The organism is Rhodococcus sp. GA1 (assembly GCF_024321955.1).
Taxonomy (GTDB): Bacteria; Actinomycetota; Actinomycetes; order Mycobacteriales; family Mycobacteriaceae; genus Rhodococcus; species Rhodococcus pyridinivorans.
This window is the reverse complement of record NZ_CP097186.1, coordinates 4,645,185-4,660,823: the sequence shown is the minus strand read 5'-3', so window position 1 is coordinate 4,660,823 and position 15,639 is coordinate 4,645,185. Positions and strand designations below refer to the sequence as shown.

Below are 15,639 nucleotides of genomic sequence, written 5' to 3'. Positions count from 1 at the left end.
AAGGGTACCGGTGCGCGCCCGCTTCGCCCGATCCTCTACAGTGGTGTCCGCAACGCCCCCGTATCCCAATTGGCAGAGGAAACGGATTCAAAACCCGTCCAGTGTGAGTTCGAGTCTCACCGGGGGCACCACTTTTCGGTTCGCGCCACACGGCCGGAGCACGCCTTCCGCATCCCGCCGATTCCGGCTCCGCTGTCGTAATGTTCCGGCGTGAGTATCTGGGTTCCCGTCGTCGTTGCACTCGTCACCGGGGTGGTGTCGTGGGCGGCCGCACGTCTGTCGCGCGAGCTGTCCCGTCGAAACCTCCGGACCCGGATCGCAGCCGATCTGGCCATCTACAACGGACTCGGCGACGAGTTCCGGAAGCGCCCCCTGCGGGAGAGCGTCGATGCCCGGTTGTGGCAGCTCGCGGCCCAGTCGATGCCGTTGGCGCCGGGATCGCGTCCGAAGCCCAGGATCCGCCGGATCCTGGCCCTGATCGCAGTGGTGTTCGTCGCCGTCGGAGCGCTCGTGTTCGTGGAACTCGTCCTGGGCATCCGGGAGGGCGACTCGGCGCGGGTGGCGCTCGCGCTGCTGGCAGGTGCCCTGGTCGGATTCTCGATTCCCGGCCTGTCCGCCGATCCGGCGGAGTTGCAGGAGCGGCAGCTCATCCGGGCGCTGCGGGAGCGACGGGCCATGGAACAGCTGCAGAACGGGCAGAGCTCCTCCGCAGGTACTCCCCCGGACCTGGCGGAGACCGCGTAGCTACGATTCTCCGGGTGACCGGTTTCGACGAGTTCGACATGTTCGGGGGCCTCGACCCCGCGTCCCTGCCGCTGCGCCAGCAGCAGATCCTGGCCGCGATCCGCGACTGGATCGTTGCGCAGGGATCGTCGCCGAGCACCCGGCAGATCGCCGATTCGGTGGGTCTGCGGTCGACGTCGACGGTCTCGAAGCATCTGAAGAGCCTCGCGGACAAGGGTTTCCTCCGCCGCGGCACCGCTGTGGCACGCCAGCTCGACGTGCGCCCCTTCCTCGGCTCGTCCGGCGGTGAACGCGCATCCGACGACACCGTGACCGTGCCGGTCGTCGGCGACATCGCCGCGGGCGCACCGATTCTCGCCGAGGAGCACACCGACGACCTGCTCACCCTCCCCCGCGATCTGGTCGGCTCCGGCACGGTCTTCGCGCTTCGCGTGCGAGGCGACTCGATGGTCGACGCGGCGATCTGCGACGGCGACACAGTGGTGGTTCGGCGGCAGCACGAGGCCCACTCCGGTCAGATCGTCGCGGCGATGATCGACGGCGAGGCGACGGTCAAGGTGTACCGGCGCCGAGGCGGCCATGTCCACCTCGAACCCCGGAATTCCGCCTATCCCGTCCTCGACGGCGACGAGGCGGTGGTGCTGGGCATCGTCGTGTCCGTTATGCGCCGCATCTGATGCCTACCGGGATCAGCCGCAGATCGGATCGGTGACGACCGGCGGCAACCCGTCGAGGAGATCCTGCGCGGGCGGCCCGAGAAGCGGATCGCCGGCGAGCCGGCACAGCGGCGGGCAATCCTGCAGAGAAGGACCGGTCTCCGGTCCGGGTGGGACCCTTTCGGTGAACGCGCCGAGGACGTGCTCCGAGAGCGTCCCTGCCGATCCGTAGGTCGACGCCGCGACCGAGAAATCGGGACCGAACGAGTCGGAGGCGTGGAACGAGCGGTCGTCGCTCCAACCCCGCTTCGTGCCGATCACTCCGGCGATCAGCGCCGTGCCGTAGTCCTGCGGATATCCGTCGACCGCGGTGTCGTAGGCCGAGGCCATCGCGGCGAGCACCGGCGAACCGGGATCAGTGCGCTTCTTCGTCTCGCGATAGGTGACCATGTCGTGCGTCGACGTGGTGCCCACACCCCAGTAGCCGGGCACGTGGGTGTCGGTGAGCCCGAACTCCGCCGCGGTCGACGAGATCGCCTGGGGGTATTCCGCGTGCAGGCGGTCCGCGATCGCGTCGTTCGACGACCGGATCATCTCCGTCGCGTCGGCGTGATCCGCAGGATCGACGTAGGTGAGAACGTACTCGGCCGGATACATCTTGACGATCGATACGTCGGCGCGGGACTCGTGCTCGTTCGCAGTGCCGGCGCGCAGACCGGTCGGGGTGTGCGCGAACGAGATCTGGGTACTGCTCGGAGCAGCGATCGCGCCGGTGTCGTCCACGATCGGCACGGGCGCTGCGGAGGCGATGTGACCGCCGAGGGCGGTGAGGGCGGCTACGGCGAGGGCTGTCGCAATCGGGCGGTTACCCCGAAGCGGACGAGCAGTGACGGCCGCGACCTGCACGCGACCGTTCCTGTCGGTGCCCGCCTCTACAGTTCGGTCGTCCGAGGATCGCTCCGGAACCAGCGACACGAAACGGATCCACCATGTCGATGCCCGCCACTCCGCCCACTCGTCGACCGTGCCGATCGTCTGTCCCGGTGCGCCCCGCTCGCGGACCGGGCTCCCGGGTGATCGCGTGCCGGACGACGATCCCGTTCGGGCGCGACAACGACGGCACGCCCGTCTCGTGGGATCTGTCCGCCGGACGGCACCTGCTGATCCGACGCGACGAGCGCCGCTCGTCGCCCAGCGTGTCGCTCGACCTGATCGCGATGACGACACTGACCGGCGGCACCCACAACCTGGTGGTCATCGATCCGCACCGTCGTCATCGCTGGCTCGGTGGCTCCGCCTCGCTCCCCACGGGGCCGTGTTGCTGGGCCACCACCACCGATCAGATCACCGACGTGGTCGCCGAACTCGATTCGCCGGTCGTCGACCCCCCGCGCGTGTTGCTCGTCGCCGATCTCGCCGCGACGGTCGCGGCGCTCGACGACGAGGGGCGCACCCGGCTCGCCCGGGTAGCCGTGGACGCACGCGAACACCAGTTGCTGCTCGTCGCCACCACCGCCGACACGAATCCCCGCTGGTATCCCGAGGGGCTGATCGACGCGTTCGACGACATCGTCGCGCGGCGGCGCGAGGAGAGTCCGTCCTTCGGCCTTCGCTGATCGCTCGATCGGCCGAGGAAGTTCTCGATACCCCGTAATGCTCGATTGACGCCGACAAAGACCGATCGAGCTGCCACAATCGTTCTACGAACACCCTCCCGTAGCGACTCGGTGATCGTCACGGTGCGCGGAGGACGGATCGATGAACGTCGGCAAAGTGGTCATGCTGGTCGTCGGTATTCTCCTCGTGCTCCTCCGAGGCGCTGCCGCGGTCGGAGCGCTCATTCTGGGGTGGTTCTTCGTCGTCCAGCGCGCCGACGGTTTCATCACCGGTCCCGAGGGGACCCTCCGGACGCAGACGCACGCGTTGGTCTCCGAACGTCTCGACCTCGTCACCGACGATCAGAGCCCCACGGGTCTGCGCAGTGAGGACATCGGCCGGCTTCTGGTGCAGGCCACCGCACTCGATCCCGCATCGGCGGTGTTCGTCGGGATCGCTCCCGTCGGGGAGGTCGAGGCCTATCTCTCAGGGGTCGCCCACACCGTCGTGACCGATCTGCGGTTCGAGCCGTTCGAGGTCACCTACCGTGACGTTCCCGGGGGCGACACCCCGGCTGCTCCTTACGCGCAACAGTTCTGGGTCGCATCGGCGGACGGGACCGGCACCCAGCAAGTGGAATGGGATCTGCGCGACGGCACATGGACCGTGGTGGTGATGAACGCCGACGCATCCGCAGGGATCGGCGTGGACGTGCGCGCCGGGATCCACATCGACCTGCTCGGACCGGCCGTGCTCGCCCTGCTGATCCTCGGTCTGGTTCTTCTCGCCGTCGGTGTCCCTCTGCTGCTCGCCGGCGCGGTCGGACTCGGTCGGCACGGGCCTCCGCCGCCCGGTCCGGTGTCCGCTCCCGCTACCGGCGCCACTCCGGTCACCGCACCTTCGCACCCGGCGGCGGTGCCCTATCCGGTGCATCTGCGCGGCGATCTCGACGAACCGTTGTCGCGGTGGCTGTGGCTGGTGAAATGGCTAGGTCTCCGTCACTCCCCCGGCCGGCCCGACCGGCACCGGTCAGCCCTGATCACGCGGTATATCGATGAGGCCTTCCCGGATCCTCTCCGTCCACGCGTCGACGTCGACCCAGTCCCGGGCATCGCCGTAGTGTCCGCCCATCAGCCGGAAGACGATCCGCCCGATTCCGGCCCAGTCGCCCGAAGCGATGGCACCGGCGAAGAAACGGTGATCACGCACATCGGTGATCGAACGGAGGTTCTGCACCGCCCGAGGTTCCGGCGTGACCCGTCGCAGATATGCCGCCACCCGGGGCGAGAGAATCGTGTTGGTCGCTCCGATCGACGAGACGGAGAACGCCCACACCGGTCGCCCTTCCGATTCGGTGCCCAGCCGATAGATCGCATCGGAAGCCTCGGGGAGCCACTGCCCGTTGTGGATCGCACTTCCGACGATCAGCGCCTCGTACGTTCGTACCGACGCGACATCGCCGAGCGCGCGCAGTTCCACGGCACCGCGGCTTTCCAGTCCCGCAGCGATGCGTTCGGCGATTCCCCGCGTCGACCCTCGAGCGGTCGCGTAGCCGATCAGGACGGACATGGCGGGGCCTTTCGGTAGTGGGTGATTGCGCCGGATGCAGTCTCCAGTGTGAGAAGCGGCGTGCACGGCACGTGAGGGTCTTCGGTCACTTCCTGCGGGCAGGTCGGGACCGTCGACTCTTGTGCGACCGACCGGTCCGAGTGTGTGCTGGCAGGGTCCCGAAACCGCAGGATCCCGGAAAAAGCAGGGCCCGAAACGGCCGTGCCCGCAGCTCGGACAGGCACCGAGGTGATCGTGATGACAGCACACCACCCCATCGTCGCCGGAGTGGACGGATCGAGAGCGTCCCTGCAGGCCGTGGTCTGGGCAGCTCGCGAGGCGGAACGGTGCCGGCTCCCGTTGTCGCTGGTCACCATCGTGTCGGTCCGCAACACGTTCGGTGTCCCGATCGGCATGCCCGCCGGATTCTTCGAGCAGGAGGGATCCGAGGGACGCGACATGCTCCTCGATGCCGCCGGATACGCGCGCCGCGCGGTGCCCGAGGATGAGCTCGACATCGAGACCCACCTGTGCACCGATTCTCCGTCGCTCGAACTGGTGGACCGATCGAAGTCGGCGTCGATGGTCGTGGTCGGGGCCGGGGACAACCGGTTCGGCTGGGAGCGATTCGGTTCGGTCAGCCGAGCGGTGGTCACGCGTCCGGTGGTCGTCGGCGTCGACGGTTCGGAGCACAGTGTGCGCGGTGTCCGCCGCGTTCGAGGAGGCCTCGCTGCGCGGCACCGACGTGGTGGCAGCCCACGCGTGGTCCGACCTCGATGTGCGCGGTCCGTTCCGATTCCGGATCGAGTGGGACAGCGTGGAGAACAAGGAGCGGGCACTGTTGTCCGAGAGTCTCGCCGGGCACGGCGAGGAGTTCCCCGACGTGCGGGTGCACCCGGTGGTGGTGCTGGACCAGCCCTCCCACTATCTGGCATCGCACGCTGCCGATGCGCAGTTGCTCGTTCTCGGCCGTCGTGGTCGAGGCGGGTTCCCGAACCTGATGCTGGGATCCACCACATGGGCGCTGCTGTACACGGTGACCTGGCCCGTGATGGTCGTCCCGTAGTGCGCGGCGCCCCTGACGAAGGACGGTTCCCCGCCGGTCATGCCCCGGCGCGCCGGGCGCGGTCGAGCAGGATGCGTTGTTCCGCTCGCGCCACCGTCCGTCTCGTCTGCGCCGCGGCGTCGGGCGCGACCGACACGGAGGTGATGCCGCGCCGCACGAGATGCTCGGCGAGGTCGGTGCTCGTCGACACGGCCTGACCGCACAACGACGTCGTCAGTCCCGCGGCCGAGGCCCGTTCGATGATGTGGTCGATCGCGTCGAGCACCGCGGGGTCGAGGGTGTCGAACAGGTCCTTGCACACCTCCGAGTCCCGGTCCACGCCGAGCATCAACTGCGTGAGGTCGTTGGTTCCGATGGACACGCCGTGGATGCCGAGCTTCGCGTATTCCGGCAACCAGTAGACGACCGACGGGACCTCGGCCATGATCCAGCGCTGCATGCGCTGGTCGGAACCGAGCGGATGCCGGTCGAGTTGGGCGAGGCAGTCCCGCAGCTCCCAGCGGGTGCGCACGAACGGGATCATCAGATGCACGTTCGGGTGTGTGCGCCGAACCCGGTGCAGCACATCGAGATCCAAGGAGAACAGTTCCGGATCCCGGATGTACCGGAAGCACCCGCGGTAACCGATCATCGGGTTCTCTTCGTGAGGTTCGACCTCCCCACCCTCGAGATCGGCGAATTCGTTGCTGCGCAGGTCGATCGCACGGTATACGACCGAACGCGGGGCGAAGGCCGCCGCGATCCGCGCCAGGCCACCCGCCATCTTCTCCACGTACTCGTCGCGGCGTCCCTGCGCGATCATGTGCGAAGGGTGTTCGCCCGCGAGTGCTTCGGTGATCATGAACTCGGCACGGAGCAGACCGACGCCGTCGACATCGGTCGCGGCGACCGACTCCGCGGCATCCGGAGTCGCGAGATTGACGTAGACCGCTGTGGCCGTAACGGTTTCGGCGGCGACGGCCGACGCCGCAGGCGCGGATACCGTCGCGACGGGCCGTTCCGCCGTGTGGACTGCGCCGTCGAACACCACACCGGCGTTGCCGTCGACGGTGATCAGTTGCCCGTCCTTCAGATCCTTGGTGGCGGTACGTGCACCGACCACGACGGGCTTGCCGAGTTCGCGTCCGACGATGGCCGCGTGGCAGGTGATACCACCACCGTCGGTGACGATGCCGCCGGCGCGGCGCAGAATCGGCAACCAGTCGGGTCTGGTCATCGGCGCCACGATGATCTCGCCGTCGTTCAGCTTCTTCCCGTCGACCAGTTCGTGGAGCACCCGCACTCGGCCGGTCGCCGTCCCGGGGCCGGCACCGAGACCGGCCAGCAACGCTCGTGCCTCGCCGTTTCCGGACGGGGCGGGCGCCGCCGGTTGATCGAGCGTGGTGATCGGGCGGGTCTGCACGATCCACAATTCGTCGTCCGCGAACGCGAACTCGAGGTCCTGGGGGCGCCCGTAGTGCTCTTCGACTCCGGCGGCCAGGCGCGCGACGCGCACGAGCTGATCGTCGTCGAGCACTCGGGTGCGGCGCGTGGGATCGACGGCGACGCGACTGTCCCCGCTGTCGGTGGAGGTGATGCGGAACTCCTGATGACCGAGACGCACGTCGAGCACCTCGAGGCCGTCCTTCGCGACGACATAGGTGTCGGGTTCGACCTGCCCGCCGACGACGACCTCTCCGAGACCGAGAGCTGCCTCGATGACGATGCGATCGAGTTCGCCCGTGCGCGGGTCGGCCGTGAAGGCCACGCCCGACAATTCGGACTTCACCATCACCTGGACCACCACCGCGATGGACGGCTCGTCGGTCACCCCGCGCAACCCTCGGTAGGTGCGGGCGCGTTCGGACCACAACGAGGCCCAGCACGCCTGCACCGCGCGGATCACCGCGTCCGGACCGATGACGTTCGTGTACGACTCGTGGATCCCGGCGAACGATGTGTCGGAGGCGTCCTCCGCGGGAGCCGACGACCGCACTGCAACCGGCGCGTCGGGACCGAGGCTCTCGTAGGCGGAGACGATCGCCGCGCGCATCCCGGCCGGGACGCTCGAACCCGTCACCAGGGCGGCGAGTTCCGCGGAGGTACGGATGAGGGTGGCGTCGTCGATATCGGGGTCGGGCACGGCCTCGGCGGCCAGCCGGGATCGGATGCCGGCTGCGTCCATCGCGTCGAGATAGGCGGCGGTGGTGACGGCGAACGCCGGCGGTACCGGAAAGCCTGCGCGGGTGAGCTCTCCGAGGTTCGCGGACTTGCCACCGACGGTCGGCGCGTCGGCGGCGCCCACCTCCGCGATCGGTCGGACCCACAGTTCGTGTTCGGTCATCGACGACTCCCCACACTCCCCGCCCGCGTCGACCTTCCGGGCCGGATCGGATACTCGGTCTTCCCATCGTCGCCCCGGCCCGATCGATACCGTAGGGGCAAAGGTCATCATTCCGGGACGGGGACGACCGTGGCCGATCCTCCGCGCACACCTGATCCGCGGGAGCGGAAACGGTTGATCCTGACCGCGATAGCGCGTCCGACGCTCACCGCCTTCGTGCTGGTCAGCGTTTACTTCGTGATTCCGGTCGAGCATGTCCGCAGCACGTCCGAGGTCCTGACCCTCGTCGGTGGTGGCACTGCGGTCCTGATGGTCGGCTGGTGGCAGATCCGCAGGATTCTCGCGTCCGAGTACCCGGCGGTCCAGGCCGTCGAGGCACTCACCACGATCGTGTCCGCCTATCTCGTGGTCTTCGCAACCCTTTATCTCCGCATGTCCGTGGCGCATCCGGACAACTTCACCGAACCACTGTCCCGCGTCGATGCCCTGTACTTCTGTCTGACGGTCTTCTCCACGGTGGGATTCGGGGACATCTCCGCTGTAACCGAGACCGCGCGAGCCGTCGTGTCGGTGCAGATGATCGCAAATCTGATCTTCCTGGCTCTCGGGATCCGATTGCTCACGGCCGCCGTGCAGTGGCGTCGTCGCAATCGCGGGGACGAGGAGTGACCGATCACGGGATCGACCTACGCGATTCGGCGTCCGGGTATTCCCCAACCGCCGCGCGGGGTGATCCTTGAAAGGATTCGACGTCCACTGGCAGATGTCCGAGGTCCGAGATGCTGAATGGGGAACCGTCGTCGACAGCGTCATGTGGACCGCGAAAGCGCCTCGGAGTTCGCAAATCGGACAACAATTCTCACTTCGGTGGGCAATCGGGCGTCCGGACTTGGCGATATGGCCCGGTGTCGCGTATTAGTTGTGTCGCGTCATAAATCTGTGATGGGGGTCATGGTTTGACGCACATGTCGACGGGGCGGCAGGGGGCCTCGTCACGAACTGCCCGGGGTACCGGGCGGAGGAAACGTGCTGATGCGTCCACCCATGTCGCCCGCCGATTCGATGTTCCTTCTCGGGGAGTCCCGTGATCATCCGATGCATGTGGGCGGACTGATCCTTCTGAGTCCCCAGGACGGTACGAGCGCCGCGGATCTCGGGGCACTGTTCACCGCCGCCACACAGAACGGTGAGGTCGCCCCGCTGTGGCGTAAGCGCGCGGTCCGCTCCCTGGGCACCTTCGGCCAGTGGGCGTGGGAAGAGGACTCGGAATTGGACCTGAGCTACCACGTACGACGCAACGCGTTGCCGCAGCCCGGCGGGCTCGACGAACTGTGGGATCTCGTCTCCCGGCTGCACAGCACGCTGCTCGACCGGAGCCGGCCGTTGTGGCAGATGCATGTCATCGAGGGTCTCGCGGACGGCCGGCTCGCCGTTTACACGAAGATCCACCATGCCCTCGCCGACGGCGTGGGCGCGATGAAGTTGCTGCGCCGCGCCCTGAGTCCGGACTCCGAGCAGACCGACATGCCGGCACCGTGGTCGCTCTTCGACGCGCCGAGCCGCTCCCACTCGTCCGGGACCGCGCCAGATCCTCCCGAAGCCGCGATGCAGGCGGTGCGGACGGCGACGTCCGAGGTCACCGGTTTCGTGCCCGCGCTGGCCGGCACCGTGAACAGGGCGCTGCGCGGCGGTGGCGGATCGCTGTCGCTCGCCGCGCCGAACACCATGATCAACGTGCCGATCTCGGGGACGCGCCGGTTTGCCGCGCGCTCGTGGACGCTGACCCGCCTGCGTGCTGTGTCGAGAGCGGCCGACGCGACCGTCAACGATGTCGTGCTGGCCATGTCGTCGGGAGCACTGCGCGCCTTCCTGAGCGAGCAGGGGGCGTTGCCCGACAAGTCGCTCGTGGCCATGGTCCCGATGTGCCTGCGACCCGAGAAAGATTGCGCCGGAAACGAACTCGGTGTCCTGATGGCTGATATGGGTACGGATCTCGCCGATCCGGCCGACCGGCTGGCCCGGGTGTCGGCATCGACGACGCAGGGCAAGGCCTCCATGCAGGGGATGTCCTCCCTGTCCCGGTTGGCGGCCAGTGCACTCGGCGTCGCGCCTCTGGCGGTGGGGATCCTCACCCGCAATCGTGCACTCCCGCGACCGCCCTTCAACGTCATCGTCTCGAACGTGCCGGGAGCTCCGGATCCGTTGTACTGGAACGGCGCTCGCGTGGATGCGGTGTATCCACTGTCCGTGCCGGTCGACGGTCAGGCACTGAACATCACGTGCACGAGCACCGACGACGCGATCGCTTTCGGCCTGACCTCGTGCAGTCGCAGCCTGCCGCAGCTGCAGCCTCTGCTCGATCACTTCGATACCGCCCTCGGAGAGCTGGAGGACGCGTTCGACATCGTGCCGGTCGCCGACGAGACATCCGTCCGTGCGGGCTGACACCACGGAATAACGGCAGCACGCCGGTGCCCGAGTCGGACATCTGCCCCAGGAATCGCCGTTCCCGTGGGAGAAGGCGCTCTGCCGGAGCACTATCGACCGATAGCGGTGTATCGCCGGGACGCACCGACGCCCCGCACCGGAACTCGTGTCCCACTCCTCGCGGAGAGTAGGTCCGAATGCAGCAACTGACGCCGTTCTACGAGAAGGTCCAGACCCACTACGACCTGTCCGACGACTTCTTCGAACTGTTCCTCGACCCCACGCGCACGTACAGTTGCGCCTACTTCGAATGCGACGACATGAACCTCGAGGAAGCTCAGATCGCGAAAGTCGATCTTGCTCTCCGTAAGTGCGATCTCCGGCCCGGGATGACGCTGCTGGATATCGGTTGCGGTTGGGGCTCGACGATGATGCGGGCGGCGGAGCGATACGACGTGCACGTCATCGGTCTGACGTTGAGCCGCAACCAGTACGAACACGTGTCCGGTCTGCTCTCGGGCATGGCCTCCGGAGGCCGTACCGCGGAAGTGCGTCTACAAGGCTGGGAGGAGTTCGACGAGCCGGTGGACCGCATCGTCAGCATCGGAGCGTTCGAGCATTTCCGCCGACAGCGGTACGACACCTTCTTCGACCGCGCCTCTCGCATCCTGCCCGACGACGGCAGGATGCTGCTGCACACCATCGTGGGCCATTCCCGCGCCCAGTTCGAGGCGATGAAGGTGCCGGTCACCCGCGAGGACGCACTGTTCCTGCGGTTCATCATGAGGGAAATCTTCCCCGGAGGACAGCTCCCCGACCGGGATCTGGTCATCACCGGCGCACAACGCAACAGCTTCTGGGTGCAGAACAGCGAGTCCCTGCAACCTCATTACGCTCGCACGCTCGACCTGTGGGCGCGAGCCCTCGAGGCGCGGCGCAACGACGCGGTGCGGATGGCCTCCGAGGAGGTCTACCAGCGATACATCAGGTACCTCACCGGGTGCGCCGCGAACTTCCGACGTCGCCTCATCGACGTCCAGCAGTTCACCCTCGTGAAGCAGCAGCACCGCTGAGGCTCGGTCCCGAGGGACCGGCGGCACAACGAAACCGGTGAGCCTGCACGCCGATCCGCTGCCCGGGTGGACAACGGATCAGCGAGGGGCAGATCAGTGCGGGCCGCGGCGCTTCTGCTGCAGCTTGGCGAGCATCTCCTTGGCCTTGCGCTGATTCTCGGGCTTGGCCGCTTCGCGTCGGGCGACCTGGATCGCCTTGACCACGGCGGCGCTCTTCATAGCCTTGCCGAACATTCCCATCGAGCACTCCTCCGCAGTGGCGTCACAACCTGTACCTCCACGATACGGATCCGCGGAAGGAACCACCCGTGCGCGTGATTCAGTTCGCCGCGTCGGCGATGCGACTGTTCGGCAGCCTCCAGTCCGGCCGCGGGAAGTGGCAGGTGTACCCGTTCGGGTAGTGCTGAAGATAGTCCTGGTGCTCGGGTTCGGCCTCCCAGAAGGTGCTCGCGGGAGTCACCTCGGTGACCACCGTGCCGGGCCACAGACCCGACGCCTCGACGTCGGCGATGGTGTCCACCGCGACCTGCTTCTGCTCGTCGTCGAGGTAGAAGATCGCAGAACGGTAGGACGCCCCGACGTCGTTGCCCTGCCGGTTCAGGGTGGTCGGATCGTGGATCTGGAAGAAGAACTCGAGCAGCGCCCGGTAGTCGGTCCGTGCGGGGTCGTAGACGATCTCGACGGACTCCGCGTGCCCCGGATGGTTGCGGTAGGTAGGGTGATCGTTCTGCCCACCGGTGTAGCCGACCCGCGTCGACACCACCCCGGGCTGTCTCCGGATCAGCTCCTCCATACCCCAGAAGCATCCGCCTGCCAGAATCGCGTTGCGTGTATCGGTCATTACGCCTCCTCGGGAGGTGGAACCGATACGACGGTCGCGACATTCCCTGCCCGCGCCCGCTCGTGGTCAGAGCACGAACACCGCCGCCCGTTCGGCGAGGTCGAGGACGGGTTGCGGCAGGATGCCGAGCAGCACCGTCGCCACCGCCGCGAACGCGATCGCCGCGCTCGTCGCCACGGTCGAGGTCGCGAGCCGCGGGGCGTCGTCGGTCGGGTCGGTGAAGAACATCAGCACGATCACCCGCACGTAGAAGTAGGCGGCGACCGCACTGACCAGCACACCGACGATCACGAGCGGAGCCGCACCGCCCTCGATCGCCGCACCGAAGACCGCGAACTTCGCGATGAACCCGCTGGTGAGCGGAATGCCCGCCAGCGACAGCAGGAACAGCGCGAACGCCCCGCCGAGCAACGGTGAGCGCCGCCCGGCACCGGCCCAGCGCGACAGCTCCCACGTCTCGCCGTCCGGGTCGCGCACCAGCGTCACCACGGCGAACACACCGACCGTCCCGATCCCGTAGACGAGCAGATAGAACAGCGTCGACGACACCCCGGACGCGGTGCCGGCCACGACACCGGTGAGCACGAATCCGGTATGGCTGATCGCCGAGTACGCGAGCATGCGCTTGATGTCGTTCTGCGTCACCGCCAGAACCGCACCGACGATCATCGTCGCGATCGCGACGGCCCACAGGATCGGACGCCACTGGTCGGCGGAACCGGGAACCGCGACGTAGAGCACTCGCAGCAGTGCGCCGAATGCGGCGATCTTCGTCGCGGCGGCCATGAACGCCGTCACGGGCGTCGGCGCGCCCTGATAGACGTCCGGCGTCCACGAATGGAAGGGCACCGCTCCGATCTTGAAGAGCAACCCGACGGCCAGCAGACCCACCCCGACGAGCGCGGTGCTCTCGCTGCCCGCGCCGGTGTCGATGGCCAGGGCGATCCCGCCGAGGTGGACGGTCCCGGCGTAGCCGTAGAGCATCGCCACGCCGTACAGGAAGAACGCCGACGAGAACGCGCCCAGCAGGAAGTACTTCAGTGCTGCTTCCTGGGAGAGCAACCGCCGGCGCCGCGCCAGGCCGCACAGCAGGTACAGCGGCAGCGACAGCACTTCGAGCGCGACGAACATCGTCAGCAGGTCGTTCGAGGCCGGGAACACGAGCATCCCGCCCACCGCGAACAGCAGGAGCGGGAAGACCTCGGTCCGTGCGCCGCCCGCCGCGAACGCCTGCCGTTCGGCCGCGGTACCCGGAATCGCCGACGCCTGGGGCGCGAATGCGTCGAGATGCGCACCGACCGCGGCGCGGGAAACCGATTGCGCGCGAACCTGTTCGATACTCCGTTCCGCGACGAGCGCAACCGACAGCACCGCCACGATCAGGACCGATCCCTGCAGGAACAGCGCCGGTCCGTCGATCACGACCGCCCCCGACAGGGTGGTCGCACGGGTTCCCGCGAGCATCACCACGGCGACGAACGCCGCCACGAGCGCACCCGTCGTCAGGAGCACGTGGGCGAGGTAGCGTGCCGAGGTCGGCGCGAACGACTCGATCAGCACACCGACGACGGCGGCGGCGAAGACGATGAGGATCGGTGCGATCAGTCCGTAGTCGATCGCCGGGGCGGGAATCGACGCGGCAAGAACGACGATGCCCTCGGAGGGGTTCATTCGGCTTCACCTTCCTCGGAACCGTGCGCGGGAACACCACTCTCGGCGACGGGTCGCTCGGCGGGCACCACCGGTTCGGGCCGGGAGATGTCGATCGAGACGAGCGTGTCGTCGACCGCCGGGGTGATGACATCGAGCGCGGGTTTCGGATAGATCCCCAGAACGAGCAGCAACGCGATCAGCGGCGCGACCACCGCGACCTCACGAGGCACGAGATCGGAGAGCCTGCGGGCGTGTTCGGCACCGCCGTTCCCGTCGTCACCGTCGTCCCCACCGGGCAGGCGCACGGGTCCGCCCATCATGCGCTGGTAGAGCCACAGCACGTAGAGCGCGGACAGCACGAGCGCGAGTGTCGCGATCACCGCAGCCACCTGGTAGCGCGGATAGGTGCCGACGAAGACGAGGAACTCGCTGACGAACGGCGCGAGCCCGGGCAGGGACAGGGTCGCCAGTCCGGCGACGAGGAAGGTTCCGGCGAGGACCGGAGCGACCTTCTGCACCCCGCCATAGGCGGCGATGGTGCGGTCTCCGCGCCGCGAGACGAGGAAACCGGCAATGAGGAACAGTGCGGCCGTGGAGATCCCGTGGTTGACCATGTACAGCGTCGAGCCGGCCTGCCCCTGCGAGGTCAGCGCGAAGATGCCGAGGACGATGAACCCGAAGTGCGAGATGGAGGTGTAGGCGATCAGGCGCATCACGTCGGTCTGACCGATCGCGAGCACCGCGCCGTAGACGATGCCGATGACGGCGAGAGTCACCACGACCGGCGCGAAGGTCACCGAGGCGTCGGGGAAGAGCTGCAGGCAGTAGCGCAGCATGCCGAAGGTGCCGACTTTGTCGACCACTGCCATCATGAGCACCGCCGCGACCGGCGTGGTCCGCACCGCCGCGTCGGGTAGCCACCCGTGCAGCGGCCACAGTGGAGCCTTCACCGCGAAGGCGACGAGGAAACCGAAACACAGTGCGGCGAGCACGGCGGGGGTTGCGTCGAGATCACCGGCGACGGCGGCGGCGGTGACGGTCCGGACGTCGAAGGTGCCCACTCCCGCGGTCTCCCCCAGCCCGGATCGGGCGGTGACCACGTACAGGCCGATCAACGCGGCGAGCATCACCAGTCCGCCGAGCAGATTGTACAGCAGGAACTTCACGGCGGCTCGTGCCCGGTCGGCACGCGGTGTCCCCGGCGACCCGAACCCGCCTATGAGGAAGTACATCGGGACGAGCATCGCCTCGAAGAAGACGTAGAACAGCAGGATGTCGAGGGCGGTGAACGACACGAGCACCATCGACTCGACGAGCAGGATCAGCGCCACATAGGTGTGCGCGGAGCGTGGGCGGGCCGCGCCGGCGTCCTCGTCGGCGGCGCGGTGATCGTGCCATCCGGCGGCCAGGAGCAACGGCACGAGCGCGGCGGTCAACAGGACCAGCACCAGGGCGATGCCGTCGACGCCGAGCCGGTAGCCGGCGCCGAACGAGGGGATCCAGTCGTGCGATTCGACGAACTGGAAACGCTCTCCCGCGCGGTCGAATCCGACGGCAACGATCACCGCGACCACCAGAACGGCGATCGACACCGTCAGGGCGATCGACCGGGTGGCGGAACCGAGGCGTGCGGGCAGGGCCGCGATCACGGCGGCGCCGAGCAGCGGGAGCACCCACAGGATCGTCAACCAGGGAACGGTGGTCACCAGTAC

14 protein-coding genes, 1 tRNA gene and 1 pseudogene are annotated in these 15,639 nt (G+C 67.8%); 8 read left to right on the top strand and 8 right to left on the bottom strand.

The features are described from left to right. Nucleotides 1-54 precede the first annotated feature (54 nt). The 3 genes from M3330_RS21785 to lexA all read left to right on the top strand — a co-directional run bounded on the left by M3330_RS21785 (nt 55) and on the right by lexA (nt 1,421). Nucleotides 55-131, top strand: a tRNA-Leu gene (locus M3330_RS21785). A gap of 79 nt (nt 132-210) precedes the next feature. Further along, a complete protein-coding gene (locus M3330_RS21780; RefSeq protein ID WP_019289675.1) occupies nt 211-744 on the top strand; it encodes a hypothetical protein in 534 nt (177 codons plus the stop codon). Nucleotides 745-758: 14 nt separating this feature from the next. Next, nucleotides 759-1,421 (top strand): transcriptional repressor LexA, encoded by a 663-nt coding sequence (lexA, locus tag M3330_RS21775; RefSeq protein ID WP_255026320.1) that lies wholly within the window; start codon nt 759-761, stop codon nt 1,419-1,421. Nucleotides 1,422-1,433: 12 nt separating this feature from the next. Here the strand turns inward: lexA and M3330_RS21770 are convergent, their stop codons facing one another. Further along, the gene (locus M3330_RS21770; RefSeq protein WP_255026318.1) at nt 1,434-2,306 is read right to left on the bottom strand and encodes a hypothetical protein; all 873 of its coding nucleotides are present in this window, start codon (nt 2,304-2,306) and stop codon (nt 1,434-1,436) included. Nucleotides 2,307-2,443: 137 nt separating this feature from the next. On the opposite strand from M3330_RS21770, the gene M3330_RS21765 reads away from it, so the two are divergent. Next, nucleotides 2,444-3,016: a hypothetical protein gene (locus M3330_RS21765; protein ID WP_064852356.1), complete on the top strand. Its 573-nt coding sequence runs from the start codon at nt 2,444-2,446 to the stop codon at nt 3,014-3,016. A 466-nt stretch (nt 3,017-3,482) separates the two neighbouring features. Here M3330_RS21765 and M3330_RS21760 read toward each other — a convergent pair whose 3' ends face one another. Together M3330_RS21760 and M3330_RS21755 are read right to left on the bottom strand one after the other, a co-directional pair. Next, a complete protein-coding gene (locus M3330_RS21760; RefSeq protein ID WP_051121666.1) occupies nt 3,483-3,833 on the bottom strand; it encodes a hypothetical protein in 351 nt (116 codons plus the stop codon). A 192-nt stretch (nt 3,834-4,025) separates the two neighbouring features. Further along, a complete protein-coding gene (locus M3330_RS21755) occupies nt 4,026-4,565 on the bottom strand; it encodes a flavodoxin domain-containing protein (RefSeq protein WP_255026313.1) in 540 nt (179 codons plus the stop codon). A 237-nt stretch (nt 4,566-4,802) separates the two neighbouring features. Here M3330_RS21755 and M3330_RS21750 point away from each other — a divergent pair. Further along, nucleotides 4,803-5,610: pseudogene (locus M3330_RS21750) on the top strand (universal stress protein). Nucleotides 5,611-5,647: 37 nt separating this feature from the next. On the opposite strand, the gene ppsA reads toward M3330_RS21750, so the two are convergent. Further along, nucleotides 5,648-7,933 (bottom strand): phosphoenolpyruvate synthase, encoded by a 2,286-nt coding sequence (gene ppsA / locus M3330_RS21745; RefSeq protein WP_255026311.1) that lies wholly within the window; start codon nt 7,931-7,933, stop codon nt 5,648-5,650. Nucleotides 7,934-8,062: 129 nt separating this feature from the next. Between ppsA and M3330_RS21740 the strand changes: the two genes are divergently transcribed. From M3330_RS21740 to M3330_RS21730, 3 genes are all read left to right on the top strand, one after another. Continuing rightward, on the top strand, nt 8,063-8,602 hold the full coding sequence (locus M3330_RS21740) for a potassium channel family protein (RefSeq protein ID WP_006554027.1): 540 nt from the start codon (nt 8,063-8,065) through the stop codon (nt 8,600-8,602). A 363-nt stretch (nt 8,603-8,965) separates the two neighbouring features. Then, nucleotides 8,966-10,378, top strand: coding sequence for a wax ester/triacylglycerol synthase family O-acyltransferase (locus M3330_RS21735; RefSeq protein ID WP_255026309.1), 1,413 nt, complete (start codon nt 8,966-8,968; stop codon nt 10,376-10,378). A 179-nt stretch (nt 10,379-10,557) separates the two neighbouring features. After that, on the top strand, nt 10,558-11,433 hold the full coding sequence (locus M3330_RS21730) for a cyclopropane mycolic acid synthase family methyltransferase (RefSeq protein ID WP_255026308.1): 876 nt from the start codon (nt 10,558-10,560) through the stop codon (nt 11,431-11,433). A gap of 93 nt (nt 11,434-11,526) precedes the next feature. On the opposite strand, the gene M3330_RS21725 is transcribed toward M3330_RS21730, so the two are convergent. The 4 genes from M3330_RS21725 to M3330_RS21710 all read right to left on the bottom strand — a co-directional run bounded on the left by M3330_RS21725 (nt 11,527) and on the right by M3330_RS21710 (nt 15,633). Then, complete coding sequence (locus tag M3330_RS21725; protein WP_255026307.1) at nt 11,527-11,667, bottom strand: hypothetical protein; 141 nt, start codon at nt 11,665-11,667, stop codon at nt 11,527-11,529. 85 nt (nt 11,668-11,752) lie between these two features. Continuing rightward, nucleotides 11,753-12,274 (bottom strand): peptide-methionine (S)-S-oxide reductase MsrA, encoded by a 522-nt coding sequence (msrA, locus tag M3330_RS21720; protein ID WP_006554031.1) that lies wholly within the window; start codon nt 12,272-12,274, stop codon nt 11,753-11,755. 66 nt (nt 12,275-12,340) lie between these two features. Next, nucleotides 12,341-13,945 (bottom strand): NADH-quinone oxidoreductase subunit NuoN, encoded by a 1,605-nt coding sequence (gene nuoN / locus M3330_RS21715; RefSeq protein WP_255026306.1) that lies wholly within the window; start codon nt 13,943-13,945, stop codon nt 12,341-12,343. Continuing rightward, on the bottom strand, nt 13,942-15,633 hold the full coding sequence (locus tag M3330_RS21710; protein ID WP_255026305.1) for an NADH-quinone oxidoreductase subunit M: 1,692 nt from the start codon (nt 15,631-15,633) through the stop codon (nt 13,942-13,944). Before M3330_RS21710 ends, nuoN begins: the two co-directional genes overlap by 4 nt. Between the last annotated feature and the right edge of the window lie 6 nt (nt 15,634-15,639).